This window comes from Mycobacterium sp., assembly GCF_032162605.1.
GTDB lineage: Bacteria > Actinomycetota > Actinomycetes > Mycobacteriales > Mycobacteriaceae > Mycobacterium.
In genome coordinates, this window is the sequence record NZ_JAVROT010000360.1 from 1 (window position 1) to 17,207 (window position 17,207).

Consider the following 17,207-nt stretch of genomic DNA (forward strand, 5'->3'; position numbering starts at 1 on the left):
CGCACTCAGGGGTCTGCCCAGCGGCTGGCGGAACCTGGCGTCGGGCTTCCAGACCAAGCGGTACCTCGACGCGGCAGGCGACGAGCACGAGGTGCGGTACCGGTTCGGCCGCACCGGTCTCGAACTCGACGGTGACGACGCCGTGGCCCTGGTTTCGTCGTCGCCGACGCGCGTCGTGCTGACGGTCAATGGTGTCGAGCGTCCCTTCGACGTCGCCCGCTACGGCGACCAGACCTTCGTCGACTCGCCGCTCGGCCCCGTGCGCCTCACCGCGCTACCGCGCTTCCCCGATCCCGACGACGCCGTCGCGCAGGGCTCGCTGCTGGCCCCGATGCCGGCCTCGGTGACCAAGGTCGCCGCGTCGGTCGGCGACACGGTCAAGGCGGGCCAGCCGCTGATCTGGCTGGAAGCCATGAAGATGGAGCACACCATCGCCGCCCCGACCGACGGCGTGCTCGCAGAGCTCAACGTGACGGCCGGCCAGCAGGTCGACGTCGGCGCCGTCCTCGCCCGCATCGAGAACCCACTAGGAGACACCCAATGAGCTTCACCGAGACCGACGAACAGAAGGAACTGCGCAAGGCCGTCACGGCCATGGCGTCGAGCTACGGCGAGAAGTACTACCTCCAGAAGGCCCGCGCCGGCGAGCACACCACCGAATTGTGGAGCGAGGCAGGCAAACTCGGCTTCATCGGCGTCAACCTGCCCGAGGAGTACGGCGGCGGCGGAGCCGGCATGTACGAGCTGTCGCTCGTCATGGAGGAGATGTCGGCCAACGGCTGCGCGCTCCTCATGATGGTGGTCTCCCCCGCCATCAACGGCACCATCATCAGCAAGTTCGGCACCGAGGAGCAGAAGAAGCGCTGGATCCCCGGCATCGCCGACGGTTCGATCACCATGGCGTTCGCCATCACCGAACCGGACGCCGGGTCCAACTCGCACAGGATCACCACCACCGCGCGCCGCGACGGCAGCGACTGGATCCTGTCAGGGCAGAAGGTCTACATCTCGGGTGTCGACCAAGCGCAGGCGATTCTCGTCGTCGGACGCACCGAAGAAGCCAAGACAGGCAACTTGAAGCCGGCGCTGTTCGTGGTGCCCACCGACGCGCCCGGCCTGAGCTACACCAAGATCGACATGGAGATCGTCAGCCCGGAAAATCAGTTCCAGCTGTTCCTCGACGACGTGCGGTTGCCTGCCGACGCGCTCGTCGGATCGGAGGACGCCGCGATCGCGCAGTTGTTCGCCGGCCTCAACCCGGAGCGCATCATGGGCGCCGCCAGCGCGGTCGGCATGGGCCGCTTCGCCCTCAACAAGGCCACCGAATACGTCAAGACCCGCCAGGTGTGGAAGACGCCGATCGGCGCGCACCAGGGCATCTCACATCCGTTGGCGCAGAACCACATCGAGATCGAACTCGCCAAACTGATGATGCAGAAGGCCGCCACGCTCTACGACCTCGGCGACGACGGCGGTGCCGCGGAGGCCGCAAACATGGCCAAGTACGCGGCGGGTGAGGCGTCCGTGCGGGCCGTCGACCAGGCCGTGCAATCCCTCGGCGGCAACGGCCTGACCAAGGAGTACGGCATCGCGTCGGTGCTGACGGCGTCACGCCTGGCCCGCATCGCGCCGGTCAGCCGCGAGATGATCCTCAACTTCATCGCGCAGACGTCGCTGGGTCTGCCCCGGTCGTACTGATCGGCGGGTCGGAGCGAAGCGACACGGGGAGGAAGGGATGGGCACGCTGGTCACCTACGCCGTCGACGGTGCGGTCGCGCGGCTGACGCTCGATTCGCCGCACAACCGCAACGCGCTGTCGACGGCGCTGGTAGCGCAACTGCACGACGGGTTCGCCGACGCCGCCGCCGATCCGAACGTCAGGTGCGTGGTCCTCGGCCACACCGGCGGCACGTTCTGCGCTGGCGCCGACCTCGCCGAGGTGGCGGGCCGCGACCCCGGTGACCTGGCCGTGGCCCGCGCCCGCGAGATGACCCGGTTGCTCAGGGCGATCGTCGAACTGCCGATGCCGGTGATCGGCGCCGTGGACGGCCACGTGCGGGCCGGCGGCCTCGGGTTGATCGGCGCGTGCGACATCGTCGTCGCCGGACCCGCGAGCACGTTCGCGCTCACCGAGGCGCGCATCGGCGTGGCCCCGTCGATCATCTCGCTGACGCTGCTGCCGAAGATGTCGGCCCGCGCGGCGGGGCGCTACTTCGTCACCGGCGAGAAGTTCGGCGCGGCAGAGGCGCAGACCATCGGCCTGATCACCATCGCCGCCGAGTCCACCGAGGCCATGCACGCCACCGTCGGCGCGCTGGCGACCGACGTCGTGAAGGGTTCGCCTCGGGGTCTGGCCGCGTCGAAGGCGTTGACCACTGGTGCGATCCTGGCGGCGTTCGACGAGCACGCCGAGGCGCTGACGGCGCAGTCGGCGGCGTTGTTCGTCTCCGAGGAGGCACGCGAGGGCATCCTCTCGTTCCTGGAGAAGCGGCCGCCGCGATGGCAAACTTGACCTGCGATCGTGTGCCCTAAGTCGTGGTGGTTTCGGGCTGGGTCGTCTCGCTCCGCGATGTCTTCCCTGAATCGTCGGAAGATTCACCGGGCCGCGGAGAAAGTCGCTTGAGCCGCCTACCCAATGCCTGGCTGACCCGATCTGGCATATCCCGCACGGTTTTCCAGGGCACCCAGGCGAGATATAGAACGAACATCGCGAGGCCGAAGAACATCACACTCATGTTCAGCCAGATCAAGGTATGCATGACAACGCCGGCGGCGAGTACCCAGTACCGATACCGCCGATTCCACACCAGGATCGCGAGCGAAAGTTCGATCGCCATTGTGCTCCACGTTGCGACGTTGACTAAGAAGGGATTCTCGGCCAGCCACTGCGGAACGGGAAAAATGGCCCAATCGTGATAGACCCGCCACGGGAAAGAGACGGCAGAACCGTCGGTCCACACCTCGCCGACCAACTTGGTCTGGGCCGAGAACAAATAGACGAGTGAAAGTTGCGCCTGCATCAATCGAACGGGCCATCGCACCCGTTCTTCCGCCGACCAAAACCGCCCGTGCCGTCGGCGCTGGTCGAGGGACAACGCCGCACCGCAGCCGGAGATCGCCAGAATGAGTGCCGTATTGGTCATTATCTGATCTCCGGCGTACATGATCAATGGGTTGCGTCTGAGAAACGACAAGAAGAGGATCCACAGCAGGAGGGCGGAGACCCGGCTGTGCCATCCCAGGGTCAGTGAGACCGCAGACAGCAGGAGAAGAATCCAGGCGATCAGAATTGCCGTATCGCTCGTCCAAATCTGGAATATCCCGAGTTGGAAACTGTCTATCCAAGAAAAGTCATCTGCACCGGGCTGGGTCGGCACCGGTCCGTTCGCACTGAACAGTACGGGTATAACCGGAAGTAGATCGAGCGTCACATAGACCATGAGCGCACCAAACGCCATTCGAACAAGGCCGAGCGTGTATGCAGGTTCCGCTGAAAACCAGAACGTGCGCCACCCGTCGATCAGCCCCTCGAACGATGCCGCCCTGCGACGCTTCGCTGTGGTCATCGTTGGCCCGTCAGCACTTCTTCGTAGAGAACCTTGGTTCCGGTCGAGCCCTTCGAAGGTTGCCCTGGCGGCGCCAATACCTTGAAGTGAAACATCATCACCACTTTGACCGGCCGATCCGAAGGTCCGGTGACTCTGTCGACCACCCATCGGGCGAACTCGATACGCCCGTCTTGTTGACGCAGCGCGGTTGCCGCCATCAGTTCCCACCGATCTGGCAAGAAGATCTTCTCGAGCCGTGGGTTCGGCGAGTGTTTCCATATCCGACTGCTGCCGTCGGCCATCGTGACGTCAACCTCGAGCTCCTCGATCCTCGAGCCGAGACGCGGTGCGTACAGCGACCAACGTTCGTTGACGCCGATGGCGTTGACGGGTTCGACGACGGGCATCAGGCCCCTTCTAATGGGGGAGTCGGGCATACTCCACACCACCTGCGTGCCAAGGATCACCACGATGATCCCGCTGATGACGCGCCTGCCGAGGCGGGACTCCTCGAATCGCTGCTGGAGCGTAGGGCGTTTGGCGGCGCTCGGATGACGGCCTCGAGTTGCGCCGCCGCTGCTGGGTGGTGCCGATTCGGCGTGTCCTGCCTGGTCGTCTGGCGAGGCAGTTACCGGGTCAGTTGGGCTGGTGCTCATCGAAGACAATCGGAGCGGCTGCCATGAGTGTCAACGAGGCTTCTCCATTCAGTCGTCTGCGGTCACACACACCATAGGGCAACCGCTCGTTGGGCGGCTGCGCCACCTTTGCCCGCTGGCGGGGGCCGAACCAAGCCGAGGGCCGACCACGCCGCCTTCACCTGCCGCTGGTGTTGACGACGGTCCAAAGGCCAGAAGCGACCCCGTCGAAAAGGGGTCAGAATTTGGCGGTCGTTAAAACATGTGCCCAGACGGCTCTTTGCATGTCGCCCCTGCCCGCTACCCACGGAAATACGGAAAGAGGTTCGAGAGGATGTTACTTTCTGAACTGCGTAAACATCGTGGGCTCACGTCTGCACCACGATTCATTACTCCTCGAGTCCGATCGAAACCGGCAGAAGAATGGATTCTCGATGCCGTGGCCCGAGCCGAAAATGCCGCCGAGTCTGAGCCTTCGCTCCACTGTCGTGATGCTCTGCGCAGTACTCGTCGCAGGATCCGCCGGCGGCCTGACTTATCTGAGCTCCTGGGATCTCGCGGGCAGCCTCCTCGCGGGCGGCACCGCCTTCGCCGGAGCTATTGTCTGGCCCGACAAGATCGTCGCTGATTTTTCGATGCTGGGGACGGGATGTGGTGGTCAAGAACGGCTGTTAGGTGATACCGCTGCCGCCGAGCAGCGGTAAGCCGTCGCACGTCCGATCCCGAGCGCAGTAGCCAACTCTCGTACTGGCTCGCCGGTCGTCGCGAGCCGGCGGAGATGTTCTTGGCGCTCTGGGCTGAGCTTGGATGGCTTGGTGGCTGACAACTGACGTGCACGGCGAGACTGCCGGGATGCGGCACGACGCTCACGACCCAAACTCAAGCTCTAATTCGGCGAGGGTGGCCATGATCGCCGCGACTGCTTCCGGTTTCCGCACGGCGGTCTCTATCCCCTTCCTCAACGTCTGCGACGCAATTCCACGGTCACCGAAGTCAGCGATCGTCCGTGTGACCTCGACGACCGATCGACCGAGCCGATCGATGGCAGTAACGACGACGGCGTCACCTGCTCGGGCGTAGCCGAGCAGAGGCGCAGTCCTGGTCGGGTTGTGGTGGCTGAACCTGAGAGTTTGCCGGGAACACCCGACTTGCCTTGACGCCGGCGGTTCCTAGGGCGGCGAGGTCCTGTCACGGACGGTCGTGATGGCGGAGACGAAGGCGGCGGACAGCGCGGTCAATGTTGGCGATGCCCGGCGGTGTGCCCGTCTTGTGGACGATGTAGTCGGCCAGCACAGGTAGAGACCGAGGATCGCCACTGCCCTCGCGCGTCGGCCCGTCGTGACCGCCCTCAGTTATTCGCTGAACCTCGCAAAAGGAGTTAAGACTTTCTTCTGGATCCGTAGGCAGATCGCAGGCATTCCGACGATCGCGGACATCGCATACGTCCATCCCTGCGATCGCCCTCACCGTTCGCCTCATCCTGGCGAAGTCGCGTTTTGGGAACTTCCGTCCGACGCACCTTGCATGTCTGGGCGTTCGTCGTAGGCTCGTCCCCAATGAGCAATGGAGCGTCGCGATACGGGTCGATGCGTGCTGCCGACACCGACCGCATCCGGGTGGCGCAGCTGCTCTCCGATGCCGCCGCTCAGGGCCGCCTCGACATGAGCGAATTCGAGGACCGTCTGAAGAAGGCCTACGCCGCCCAGACGTTGGAAGAACTGGATCGCCTCAGTTGCGACCTGCCCGGCATCGCCACCACGGCACCAGGAGTCGAGCCCGGCCGGCCCGCGCCGTCGACGCTGTTGCTGGCGATCATGAGCGGCTTCGAGCGGCGCGGCCGGTGGAACGTACCGAAGCGGTTGACGTCGGTCACCCTGTTCGGGGGCGGCGTGATCGACCTGCGCTACGCAGACTTCACCTCGACCGACGTGGAGATCCACTCGTATTCGATTTGCGGCGGGCAGACCATTTTGCTGCCACCCGAGCTGAACGTCGACGTCAAGGGTGTCGGCGTGATGGGCGCCTTCGACGACCTCGGTGACGCGGGCAGTCCCGGCGCACCGCACGTCACCATCCGCGGCTTCTCGCTGTGGGGCAGCGTCGGCATCAAGCGCAAGATGCGCAAGTCGTCCGGCTGATTCAGCGCCTGCGGCGTGCGCGCAGATAGTCACTGACGACGGCCGCCCCGAGCCCGTCGAGGTCGGGCTCGACGACCCGGCCCTCCACCCGACGGGCCACCTTGTCGATGAACCGCGCCAGCCCCGGGTCACTGCCAAGACGGAAGATCGTCACCTGGGCGCCGAGCCGGGCGATCTCGTCGAAACCCTTCACGGTGTGGGCGATGGTCCGCGGGTGCGGCGGATAGTCGAAGTACACCGACGAGCCCTCGCCGTCGCCGAAGTCCTCGAGGTGCGCGGTGGGCTCACCGTCGGTGACGACGAGGACCACCGGCTGAGCATTGGGGTGCCGCCGCAGGTGCCGCGACGCCAGCGCCAGCGCATGGTGCAGGTTGGTGCCCTGCTCGTAGACGCCCTCCAGCCCGGTCAGCTCGGCGGCGCTGACGGTGCGTGCGTACCGCCCGAACGCGATGATCTGCAGATCGTCGGAGCGGAAGCGCGTGCTGATGAGGTGGTTCAGCGCCAGTGCGGTGCGCTTCATCGGCAGCCAGCGGTTCTCCATCACCATCGAGAACGACGTGTCGACGAGCAGCGCCACCACCGACTGGGTGCGCGTCTCGGTCTCCGAGATCTCGACGTCGTCGACCGTGATCCTCATGGGCACCTCGGCCAGGCCCGCGCCGGCTTGGCGGAGCACCGCGTTGGTCAGCGTCCGCGTCACGTTCCACGGCTCGGTGTCGCCGAACTGCCATTGTCGGGTGGCGCCGGTGAGCTCCCCCGCCGAGCCGGCCCGTCGGGTGTCGCGCTCGCCGTGGCGGCCCGAAAGCTGTTGCGCCACATCGCGCAGCGCCGTCTGGCCCAGCTGCCGCATGGCCTTTGGCGACAGCCGCCACTGCCCGTCGGAGCCGCGGTCGAGGAAACCCTGGTTCATCAGCGCGCGTTCCAGTTCGGACAACGTGCGGGCGTCGACGGCCGCCTGGTCACCGAGCTGGCGGGCCAGCATGTCGAGGTCGACGTCGTCCATCTGCGCGCCGGCGTAGCTCTGCGAGAGCTGCTCGGCGAGCTGTTCGAGCTCGCCGATGTCGGCCAGCGCCTGCGCGCCTTCCCCCATGCCCATCGGATTGTCGCCCTTGAAGCGCTCCGAACTCTGCCAATCCTCACCGGGCCTGGCGTTCTGCAGGTGCTGATCGAGCTTGTTGAGCGCGTTGGTCAGCGACGGTGAGCCAAATGCTTGCTGCGCCAAGGCATCCAGCTCTGCGCGCTGATCGGCGGACAGGCTGTTGCGGAAGCGCTGCGCGGCGGCGGCGCGCTTGGCCAGCGAGTCCAGCAGCTCGTCGATGTTCTTCGGGTTCTCGGGGAAGAACTCGCCGTGCTTGTCCATGAAGTCTTGAAAATCCTGGGGCGAGTCATTCCCCTGTGCGTGCTTGTCCAGCAGCTCGTTCAGGTCGTCGAGCATCTCGTTGACCCGTTGGCGGTCCTCGTCGGTGGCGTTCTCCAGCGCGTCCTTCATGCCCGCGAAGCGCTGATCGAGCATCTCGCGACCCATGAGGTCCTTGATCTGCTTGTACTTCTCGCGCGCCTCGTCGGATCGCCAGTCGTACTCCGACAGCTCCTGCACGGCCTTCGCCGGTGAGGCCGGCAGCGCCTCGAGTTGCAGCTCGTTGAACCGCGCATCGTCGTCGAGCGCGCGGGCCAGCTCCTTGCGTTCGGCCAGCACCGCCTCGTCGAGCAGCTTCTTGATTTCCTGCAGGGTGCCGTCGAGGTTGTTCTGCTGCAACAGTTTCCGGCGCTTGCTGTTGGCCTCGGCGGCCAGCCGGTCGGCGCCGCGCATGTTGTCGGTACCGCGTCGCATCAGCTCGGCCAGCGCACGTCGCGGCGAGCTGCCCTCCATGACGTCCTGACCGATCCGCTCCAGCGCGTCGCGCAGATCCACCGGCGGCGCCAGCGGATCGGGCCCGCCGGTGTATCGCGAGTACCGCGACAGGTTTTTAGCCATAGACCGTTTCACCCTCGCCGGAGATCTTGTCGATGCGCTTGGCCAGGTACAGCGCCTCGAGCGCCAACTCGAGAGCCGAGGCCCGTTCGCCGTCGGACTGCGCGCCGAGGCGCTCGGCGATCGCGTCGATGATCGGCAGATCAGGCAGCGCAGCCAGCACGTCCTTCGCCGAGACGCGCTCACCCGTCGTCACCGGGGCGCCCTGCTCCACCGCCGTCACCAGCGGACCGACGTCGAGGCCGCCCAACAGTCGTTGCGCCGTGTCGGCGGTCGCGCGTCGCAGCAGGTGCTCCAGCACCGCCTGCTCACGCCCCTCCTCACCGGACTCGAACTCCAACTTGCCGCGCAGCACGTCGATGATGGTCGACAGGTCGACCACCCGGGCGACGGGTTCCTGCTCACCGAGGACCGCCGAGCGATGCCTGGCGGCCGCGGCGACCGTCTCGGCCGCGGCGATCGCGAAGCGCGCCGAAACCCCCGAGCGCTGATCCACCGACTGCGACTCGCGCAGGGCGCGTGCGAACCGGGCCAGGATCTGCAGCAGGTAGTCGGGCACCGCGGCGGGCAGGTGGGACTCCTGCTTGATCACGCCGACCTCGGCCTCGAGGGCCAACGGGTAGTGCGTGCGGATCTCGGCGCCGAACCGGTCCTTCAGCGGCGTGATGATGCGGCCGCGGTTGGTGTAGTCCTCGGGGTTGGCGCTCGCTACGACAAGAACATCGAGCGGCAATCTCAGCGTGTAGCCGCGCACCTGGATGTCGCGCTCCTCCATGACGTTGAGCATCGACACCTGGATGCGCTCCGCGAGGTCGGGAAGTTCGTTGATGGCGACGATGCCGCGGTGCGCCCTTGGAATCAGGCCGAACGCAATGGTCTCCGGATCGCCGAGACTGCGGCCCTCCGCCACCTTGATGGGGTCGATGTCGCCGACCAGGTCGGCCACGCTGGTGTCGGGGGTGGCCAGCTTCTCGGTGTAGCGGTCGCGTCGGTGCAGCCACGTGATCGGCAGGTCGTCACCGGAGGTGGCGGCACGACGGATCGACTCCGGCGTGATCGGTGTGTACGGATGCTCGTTGAGCTCGGATCCCTCGATGACCGGCGTCCACTCGTCGAGCAGATTCGTCAGCGAGCGCAGCAGGCGCGTCTTGCCCTGCCCTCGTTCGCCGAGCAGCACCACGTCGTGTTCGGCGATCAGCGCCCGCTCGAGCTGGGGAATCACGGTGTCCTCGAAGCCGAGGATGCCGGTCCACACGTCGCGGCCCTCGCCGAGCGCGAGCAGCAGGTTCTCGCGGATTTCGGTCTTCACGCCCCGCTCGCGATGCCCGGAGGCGCGCAGCTCGCCAAGAGTGCGGGGAAGGTCGTTAGGTGATGTCACTACTCCACGCTACGACTGTTGGCCACATCCGGCACTGCGCCCCGGGCTCGCAACGGGCCGGAAGGTCAGCCGACCGTCACCGACACGGTGGTCTTGCCAGTCTTCGCTGGCAGCTTCGAGGTGTCGACCACCAGAAACCCGCCGGTGTCCGGTCGACCGTTGGCCAGCGTCTTTGGCTTGAGGCGCAACGGCGGCTGGTCGGACTCCAGACCCGCCAGACCGAAGTCGCTGTCGTTGGCGATGATCAGCGTCTTGCCACCGTCCGGGGTCGCCACACCCTCGATCTTGTCGTGGCCGAAGAACTCGCCCTTGGGGTTGAGCTCGGTCAGGAGACCGCCCAGGTCCAGTTTCAGCGTCTTGGTCGCCACCTCGACACCCACCGACTTCAGCTTCTCGGTCGCCGCCGCGTCGGTGGTGACGCCGACGAGCGTCTCGATCGGCTTACCGTCGAGCTGCAGCCCACCGGCGTCAGCGCGGTAGACACCGCCGGCAACGGTGGACGCAGGCCCGATCTCGGTGGCGCCTGCGATGTCGGCGAGGTAGATCTTCTTGTCCGCTCCCGGCTCCAGCTCGCCGTCGCGTTCGTCGACGAGGAACTCGGTGTTGCTGATCGCGGTGATCTCCGAAACGGCGACCTTGGACTTCTGCGGGTTGGCGAGCGGGTAGAGGTATTCCTTGACCGCCTTGTCGGCCAGGTTCACCGTGACGATGCGGGTCAGCGGTACCGACTTCGCCGAACCCTCAAGGCCGGGGGTATTGATCGCGGACTGCATGATGCCAACCAGCGTCGCGCCGTCGGGCGTGATCGTCAGCCCCTCCATGCCCTGGTTCGGGCTGCGCAGCGACAACTCGCGCGGCAGCGTGCCGTCGAACGGTGAGAGTCGTTCCAGCTCCTTGCCCTTCGCGTCGAAGTGGACGAGGTACGGCCCGTACTCGTCCGACACCCAGAACGTGCCGTCGGCCAGCGCGACGAGGCCCTCGGTGTCCAGCCCGTGATCGGAGGTGGGCAGCGGGGCACCGTTGAGGTCGACCAGTTGTTCGCCGGTGTTGGCGGCCGGATCGACGAGGCCGACGAGCGGCTGACCGTCACGACCGGCAAGGGTGATGGCCTGCCCCGGTGCGGCCGTGCCGACGGTCAACCGGAACGTGTTGAGCTGCGGGTGGAAGTCCGGTACCGGCAACACCTTCTCGTTGTCGGTCCGGCCGTCGACATTGGGTCCGCGGTCGGTGAGACCGTACAGTTCGTCGGTGCCGCCACCTGGGACGGCGGCGATCGCCGAGCCGAAGCCGCTGCTCTGGATCTCCACACCGCCCACCGTGGCCAGCGGCGGCGTGTCCACGGCATAGGTCTTGACCGCGTCGGTGGTGGTGGCCTCGAACTGGTCGGTGCCGGTGAAGCCCTTGTCCGGGGTGTAGATCAGTGCGCCGCCGTTGCCGTAGCTCAGCGTTCCGTGCGCGGGCTTGGCGAAGTCCACCGCGGTGGCGCCCCCCGCCGCCGTCAGCAACTGTGCCGGCGTGATGGTGAGCGCCTGGTCGACACCGGTGGTCAAGCCACCTGGCCGGCTGGAGGTGCTGGACGCGGACGGCGTGTTCCCGCCAGACGAACAGGACACTGCGGCAACGGTACTCATCATGACAACCGCCATCAGCGATGGCGTTCGGCAGTTCATCACGGGACAAGGAGTAGCAGCGTCCGGCGTCCGCGGGGTGTCCGCGAGGTGAACGACGGGCCTCGCGGCACGGGGCTCGGCGCGCGAAGTGGCTCGGTGCTTGGAGCGAGATTACGGCGTCGTGACGGGATCCAGCCGGAACACCGCGCAGCGCCCGGCCAGGGCTTCGAATTCATCGGGGTTGCCTTCGGTCACCAACCCGGCGCGCTTGTAGAACCCGACACCGGCGGGCACCTGCTTGGGAAATGCGCGCAAGACCGGCTTGGCCTGCTCGGCCGTGAGCTCGACGAACGCCACCCGCTCGGAGGATCGCCCGCGCGTGACCATCCCCTCGCCCGCCGCACGGGCGTTGAGAACCCAGTCCGCGCGCAGGTATCCGCCCGCGACGTAGACGTTGCCGTCCAGGGTGAAGGGAGTCGCGGGCGTGCTGCGCGGCCGGCCCGACTTGCGGCCGACCACCGTCAGCACCCGCACCGGCCCGGCGGCGATGCCGAGCTTCTGTATGGCCATCATGACCTTGTTCATGGGCTTGAGCCAGCCTGGCGGCTTGGGGTCGGACATCCGTTCGGTATATCAAGTCGACTGATACACGTCAATGACGTTGATACCGAACTGCGTCACCCAGTCGGATTCTTCAGCGGCTCGCTGAAACCGTCCCCGGTCAGGATCCGCACGCCCTCGGCGCCGGTGACCTCCTCGACGAACTGAGCCGCGTCGCGATCCTGGTCCGTGCCCTTGACCACCGTGATCCACGCCGTGACGGCGTCCTTGCCCCCGGGAAGGGGAAACCACGAGACACCGCCTCCGGCAGCCTGGGCATCGGTCGCGTAGACCACGCCGGCGTCGGCCTGCCCGCCGGTCACCGCCTTGAGGACGCGACTCGACGTCGCCTCCGATGTGGGCGGGTGCAGTCGTATCCCGGTCCGGTCCTCGACGAGCTGAGTCGCCGAACCGCAGGTGTTCTGCGCGGCACAGACGCTCACCCGCAGACCGGGCCGGGTGAGGTCGGCAAACGACGTGAGGTGCTGTGGATTTCCGGCCGGGGTGACGACGACGAGCCGGTCCGCCGCGAACGGCACCGGCGTGCCTGAGACCGCGCCCGCGGCAGCCACCACCGTCATGTCGGCGGGGTCACCGGAGGCGAAGACGTCCGCAGCCGCTCCGTCCGCGAGCGCGGTCGAGAGCTCCGAGGAGCCCGCGAACACGAACTCGACCGACACTCCGGGATTCTCCGCCTCGAACTGCTTTCCGATCGCGGTGAAGCTCTTGATCAACGAGGACGCCGCGTACACGGTGATCGACATCGTCGGCCCCTGGCGCGCGCCGCAGGCGGTCACCGACAGCATCGCGATGGCGCTCAACGCCATACCATGCTTCAGTCGCCCGTTCATCGGACCTGACGATACCGCTTCGGGACACCGCGATCGGCGTTGATCACGGTATGTCGGCACACTCAGCAACTTGCCAGTCAACTCCCTGTGAACCGTGACCAGATCACCTGGCAATTAGCTTGTGCGTCAATCATTGTCGCCCACCTGGCGGCACACTAGACCGCGTGCTTGGACATCGGTACGGGGTACGCCGGGCGATGGCTCCTGCGCCGGATCAGGCGACGTCGCGGTTCCGGATCGCCCACCTCGCCCTGCTGGGACAGGGACTCGTGATCGGCATCCTCGGCGGTTTCGCACTGGCGTGGTCGATGGCCAACCTACGCTTCGGCCCTGAGGGCATGCCGATCCTCGGACTCACGGTCACGCCGCTGCACGGCGGCCTTCTGATGGCAGGCGGATCCCTGGCCGTCCTCGCCTGCCTCGGACGCTGGACGACGTTGGGGTTCAGCTTTATCGCGGGAGGCGGCTGGGCGGCCCTGACCATCGTCTGTGCCGTCGAAGCCGCCCGTCACGCCCCTGGCATTCTCGGGTTCGACCCGCACGACACCCTGCTCTACGGAGTGCTGGGCGCCTACAACCTGGCCCTGTGCATGTGGTTGGCGCCGACGCTCTCGAAGAAGCCGAGAGCCGGTGCGCTCAGTGCGCGAAGTGCCTTGCGCCCGTGAGGTAGAGCGTGATCCCCGCCTTCGCGGCGGCTTCGGTGACCACGTCGTCGCGCATCGAACCGCCGGGCTGGACGATCGCCTTCACCCCCGCCGCCGTCAGGACCTCGAGCCCGTCGGGGAACGGGAAGAACGCATCGGAGGACGCCACGGCGCCCCGCACGCGCTCCCCCGCCCGCTCGACGGCCAGCCGGGCCGCGTCGACCCGGTTGACCTGACCCATCCCGACGCCGACGGTCGCGCCGCCCTTCGCGACGACGATCGCGTTGGACTTCACCGCCCGGCAGGCCCGCCAGGCGAACACCAGGTCTGCCAGGGTGTCGGGGTCGGCGGGCGAGCCGGTGGCCAACGTCCAGGTGTTGGGGTCGTCACCGGACGCGTCGATCCGGTCGCGCTGCTGAACCAGCAGACCGCCGCTGACCTGACGGAACTCGGTGCCGCCGACCTGGGGTTCGGACGCCACCAGCACCCGGACGTTCTTCTTGCGGGCCAGGATCTCGACGGCCCCCGGTTCATAGGCCGGCGCGATGATCACCTCGGTGAAGATCCCCGCGACCGTCTCGGCCATCTCCACGCTGACGGTGGTGTTGGCCGCGATCACGCCGCCGAACGCGCTCAGCGGATCGCACTCGTGGGCCTTGCGGTGCGCGTCGGCGACCGATAGCGACGACACCGCGATGCCACATGGGTTGGCGTGCTTGATGATCGCCACACAGGTCTGCTCGTAGTCGAACGCCGCCCGCCAAGCCGCGTCTGCGTCGGTGTAGTTGTTGTACGACATCTCCTTGCCGTGCAGCTGCTGAGCCTGAGCCAGACCCGGCCACGCCGCGTCGTCGCGGTACAAGGCGGCCTGCTGGTGTGGATTCTCGCCGTAGCGCAGCACCGCTGCGCGCTTCCACGTCCCGGCGAACCACTCGGGCGAGGGCGAGTCATCCGCCTGCGGCGCCAGCGTCGAGCCCATCCAGCTCGCCACCGCGACGTCGTACTCAGCGGTGTGCCGAAACGCCAACGACGCCAGCCTCTTTCGCTCGGCCAACGTGAAACCGCCCGCGCGCGCCGCAGCCAGCACGCCGTCGTAGCCGAGCGGCTCGACGACCACCGCGACACTGGGATGGTTCTTGGCCGCGGCGCGCACCATGGACGGCCCGCCGATGTCGATCTGCTCGACGCACTCGTCCTCGCTGGCACCGGATTCGACCGTATCGGTGAACGGATACAGGTTGACGATGACCAGCTCGAAGGCGGCGACGCTCAGCTCCTCCAGCGCGGCCAGGTGCTCCACCTTGCGGGTGTCGGCCAACAGGGCGGCGTGCACCCCGGGGTGCAGGGTCTTCACCCGGCCGTCGAGCACCTCGGGGAAACCGGTGACGTCCTCGACCGGCGTCACGGGGACACCGCCGGCCGCAATGGTTTTCGCGGTGGACCCGGTCGACACGATGGCCACGCCCGCGGCGTGCAGGCCACCCGCCAGCTCGGCGAGCCCGGTCTTGTCGTACACGCTGATCAACGCGCGCCGAATCGGCCGCCTGCCGTCTGGGTCGGTCATCCGATCGCCGCCTTTCGTCCTGTCCACGTCACACCGCGAGTAGCCATCGCGGCAAGCACTTCCACCAACAGCCGTCGTTCGACGACCTTGATCCGCTCGTGCAGAGCGGTCGCGTCGTCCCCGTCGAGGACCGCCACCGCCTCCTGCGCCAGAATCGGGCCGGTGTCGATCCCCGCATCGACGAGGTGCACCGTACAACCGGTCACCCGGACACCGTAGGCCAGGGAATCGGGCACCGCGTGCGCACCCGGGAACGCGGGCAGCAACGCGGGATGCGTGTTGACCACCCGGCCCAGGAAACGCGAAAGGAATTGTGGACCAAGGATCTTCATGAACCCCGCCGACACAACCAGATCGGGCTCGTTGGCTGCCGTCGCCTCGGTGATCGCGGCGTCCCAGGCGTGCCGGTCGGCGTGGTCGCCGAGACGGACCGTGTAGGCGGGCAACGAGGCGCCCGCAGCGATCTCCAGCGCCCGGCAGTCCCGATCGGCGCCCACCGCGACGACCCGCGCCGGATAGTCACCGACGGCGGCCTCGAGCACCGACTCGAGCAGCGAACCCGTGCCCGAGGCGAGGACGACCAGTCGTGCGGGTGCGCTGGGGGACACGCGAAGCGGAGGCTGGGGCTGCACGCGATGCAGCCTAATCGGAGGAGCGGCGCGACTCGTCGCTGGCGGGGTGCGGTTCGGGGATTCCTGGCTCGAATCCCTCATCGTCGTCGGTCAGGAAGTGCGCCTCCGGGTCGTCGTCGAGGTCGAACACGTCCGGCGCGGCGGTCCTGAGGGGTGCGGCCGCGGGGGGTGCGGCCGGTTCGTCGCGGACGATCGGCTGCTCCTCCGGTTCGTCCTCGACGATCTCGGCGACGATCACGTCATCGGCCTCCGGCTCCTCGAAGGCGGCCTCGTAGTCCGCCTCGGGCTCGGCGTCGTCGACCGTCGGCACCAGCAGCGTCTGGGGTTCAGGTTCGCGCGCCGGTTTCGGCGCCGTGGCAGCCACGGGCCGGGCCTTGGGCCCGCGCGCGACACCGCCGGTCATGACGACCGTCAGGGCGCCGATGGTGAGGAACCACAGGAACACCGCGGGACCGAACGTGGTCTGGTCGACGCCGACCGCGCCGAAGTTTCCCAGTCGTCCCCCGCCCGCATGGCCAAGCAACGCCATCACGACGGCCGCTAGCGCCGACGCGACGACCAACTTGGCCGACGCCGGAGCCAGTGGCTCGGGCCGTCGCGCACACTGCTGACCGACCGCCACCGCCGCGGCCGCCGCGACGATCAGCAGCGCCACCCAGATCGGCCCAAGGGGCGGGGAAGGCACCGCGGCCAGCACCGGCAGCGCGGGGACGTCACCCCCCAACACGGTGAACGAGCTGAACGTGGCAAGCCCCACGTGCGCACTGGACCCGACGGCGACGGCTGCCGTACCGACGATCACGTTGGGCACGTACAGCATCGACAACAGCGTCAGGCTCAACTGACCGAACGCCGAATCGGTGATCTTGAACAGGGTGTCCATCGTGCTCCAGTGCACGATCATCGACCCGGCCGCGACCACCCCGGACAAGCCGAACAACGTCAGCACGCCCGCCGACGCGGCACGGACCGCATCGGGCAGCCACGTGGGCGCGTTCGGCAACGTCCTCAGCCGTCGCCACACCCTGGTGCCGACGCCGATGAGCGCGCCCGCGAGGTGCACGGCCAGCACGGACCCGAACGCGAGGGTCGCGCTGGGCGTCTGAAGTTCCTTCAGCACCGACGACGCGTCGTGAATCACCGCCAGTGCGATCGCGGCGATCAGCAGGGGGCCGCCCAGCGCCGACGCGACGATCCACCTGATGACGAACCACGACGTGCCCGCCCTGGTGGCTGCCGCGGTGGTGCGCGCCGTTCCCCACACCATCAGGAGCATCGGCAGCAGCGGCATCGCGCCCAGCTCGGCGCCCGAGATGGACACCGGCACCTGGTGCACACCCAGCCACATGCTGGCGATCGCGCCGAACGCGCCCGTCATGTCGCTGTTGGCGATCACCAACTGCACCAACACGACGGCCGCGATGACGACCAACGCGATGACCGACGGCCCGAACGCGACTCTGAGCAGGTCGCGGGCCTGACGTGTGCCGACTGGCCGGTTGTCCACTAGCTGCGTCGCTCCTCGCACGATCTCGTACGCGCGAAGGTTGCGTGCGCGCCGCTAGCGATTATGACGGTGGCGGCGCCGTTTGCGGAGCAGCCTGCGGTTGTGGTTGCTGCGTTTCGTGGGACTGC

16 protein-coding genes and 1 pseudogene are annotated in these 17,207 nt (G+C 67.4%); 6 read left to right on the top strand and 11 right to left on the bottom strand.

The genetic code is table 11. The features are described 5' to 3' along the window. From QOI01_RS20245 to QOI01_RS20255, 3 genes are all read left to right on the top strand, one after another. A partial coding sequence (locus tag QOI01_RS20245; protein WP_526384081.1) for an acyl-CoA carboxylase biotin carboxyl carrier protein subunit occupies positions 1 to 544 on the top strand: 544 nt, incomplete at its 5' end. After that, positions 541 to 1,698, top strand: coding sequence for an acyl-CoA dehydrogenase family protein (locus QOI01_RS20250; protein ID WP_526384083.1), 1,158 nt, complete (start codon positions 541 to 543; stop codon positions 1,696 to 1,698). The genes QOI01_RS20245 and QOI01_RS20250, both read left to right, overlap by 4 nt. Positions 1,699 to 1,735: 37 nt before the next feature. Beyond that, the gene (locus QOI01_RS20255; RefSeq protein WP_526384085.1) at positions 1,736 to 2,512 is read left to right on the top strand and encodes an enoyl-CoA hydratase family protein; all 777 of its coding nucleotides are present in this window, start codon (positions 1,736 to 1,738) and stop codon (positions 2,510 to 2,512) included. Between the two features lie 16 nt (positions 2,513 to 2,528). Here the strand turns inward: QOI01_RS20255 and QOI01_RS20260 are convergent, their stop codons facing one another. Further along, entirely contained in the window at positions 2,529 to 3,566 is a 1,038-nt protein-coding gene (locus QOI01_RS20260; RefSeq protein WP_526384087.1) for an HTTM domain-containing protein, read from the bottom strand. Then, entirely contained in the window at positions 3,563 to 4,204 is a 642-nt protein-coding gene (locus tag QOI01_RS20265) for a hypothetical protein (RefSeq protein ID WP_526384089.1), read from the bottom strand. The genes QOI01_RS20260 and QOI01_RS20265 overlap by 4 nt, the downstream gene beginning before the upstream one ends. Positions 4,205 to 4,617: 413 nt before the next feature. Between QOI01_RS20265 and QOI01_RS20270 the strand changes: the two genes are divergently transcribed. Beyond that, positions 4,618 to 4,887: a hypothetical protein gene (locus QOI01_RS20270; RefSeq protein ID WP_526384111.1), complete on the top strand. Its 270-nt coding sequence runs from the start codon at positions 4,618 to 4,620 to the stop codon at positions 4,885 to 4,887. Here QOI01_RS20270 and QOI01_RS20275 read toward each other — a convergent pair. Continuing rightward, a pseudogene (locus QOI01_RS20275) lies at positions 4,842 to 5,326 on the bottom strand (recombinase family protein). The gene QOI01_RS20270 and the pseudogene QOI01_RS20275 sit on opposite strands and share 46 nt — an antisense overlap. 413 nt (positions 5,327 to 5,739) lie before the next feature. Between QOI01_RS20275 and QOI01_RS20280 the strand changes: the two are divergent. After that, complete coding sequence (locus QOI01_RS20280; protein WP_526384091.1) at positions 5,740 to 6,321, top strand: DUF1707 domain-containing protein; 582 nt, start codon at positions 5,740 to 5,742, stop codon at positions 6,319 to 6,321. Position 6,322: 1 nt separating this feature from the next. Here QOI01_RS20280 and QOI01_RS20285 read toward each other — a convergent pair whose 3' ends face one another. From QOI01_RS20285 to modA, 5 genes are all read right to left on the bottom strand, one after another. After that, complete coding sequence (locus tag QOI01_RS20285; RefSeq protein WP_526384093.1) at positions 6,323 to 8,296, bottom strand: vWA domain-containing protein; 1,974 nt, start codon at positions 8,294 to 8,296, stop codon at positions 6,323 to 6,325. Beyond that, on the bottom strand, positions 8,289 to 9,671 hold the full coding sequence (locus QOI01_RS20290) for a sigma 54-interacting transcriptional regulator (RefSeq protein ID WP_526384095.1): 1,383 nt from the start codon (positions 9,669 to 9,671) through the stop codon (positions 8,289 to 8,291). Before QOI01_RS20290 ends, QOI01_RS20285 begins: the two co-directional genes overlap by 8 nt. A gap of 65 nt (positions 9,672 to 9,736) precedes the next feature. Then, positions 9,737 to 11,302 (bottom strand): esterase-like activity of phytase family protein, encoded by a 1,566-nt coding sequence (locus QOI01_RS20295; RefSeq protein WP_526384097.1) that lies wholly within the window; start codon positions 11,300 to 11,302, stop codon positions 9,737 to 9,739. Between the two features lie 150 nt (positions 11,303 to 11,452). Further along, the gene (locus tag QOI01_RS20300) at positions 11,453 to 11,902 is read right to left on the bottom strand and encodes a nitroreductase family deazaflavin-dependent oxidoreductase (protein ID WP_526384099.1); all 450 of its coding nucleotides are present in this window, start codon (positions 11,900 to 11,902) and stop codon (positions 11,453 to 11,455) included. A 56-nt stretch (positions 11,903 to 11,958) separates the two neighbouring features. Next, positions 11,959 to 12,732, bottom strand: a complete 774-nt coding sequence (gene modA / locus QOI01_RS20305; RefSeq protein WP_526384101.1) for a molybdate ABC transporter substrate-binding protein — start codon at positions 12,730 to 12,732, stop codon at positions 11,959 to 11,961. 164 nt (positions 12,733 to 12,896) lie between these two features. On the opposite strand from modA, the gene QOI01_RS20310 reads away from it, so the two are divergent. Then, a complete protein-coding gene (locus QOI01_RS20310; protein ID WP_526384103.1) occupies positions 12,897 to 13,397 on the top strand; it encodes a hypothetical protein in 501 nt (166 codons plus the stop codon). Here QOI01_RS20310 and purH read toward each other — a convergent pair. Genes purH through QOI01_RS20325 form a run of 3 tightly spaced genes read right to left on the bottom strand, consistent with a single transcriptional unit; the run spans position 13,369 to position 17,079 of the window. Next, the gene (gene purH / locus QOI01_RS20315) at positions 13,369 to 14,940 is read right to left on the bottom strand and encodes a bifunctional phosphoribosylaminoimidazolecarboxamide formyltransferase/IMP cyclohydrolase (RefSeq protein ID WP_526384105.1); all 1,572 of its coding nucleotides are present in this window, start codon (positions 14,938 to 14,940) and stop codon (positions 13,369 to 13,371) included. The genes QOI01_RS20310 and purH overlap by 29 nt on opposite strands. After that, positions 14,937 to 15,572 carry a phosphoribosylglycinamide formyltransferase gene (gene purN, locus QOI01_RS20320; RefSeq protein ID WP_526384107.1) on the bottom strand — a complete coding sequence of 212 codons (636 nt, stop codon included), beginning with the start codon at positions 15,570 to 15,572 and terminating at the stop codon, positions 14,937 to 14,939. The genes purH and purN overlap by 4 nt, the downstream gene beginning before the upstream one ends. A gap of 10 nt (positions 15,573 to 15,582) precedes the next feature. Beyond that, positions 15,583 to 17,079 (bottom strand): cell division protein PerM, encoded by a 1,497-nt coding sequence (locus tag QOI01_RS20325; protein WP_526384109.1) that lies wholly within the window; start codon positions 17,077 to 17,079, stop codon positions 15,583 to 15,585. Positions 17,080 to 17,207 lie beyond the last annotated feature (128 nt).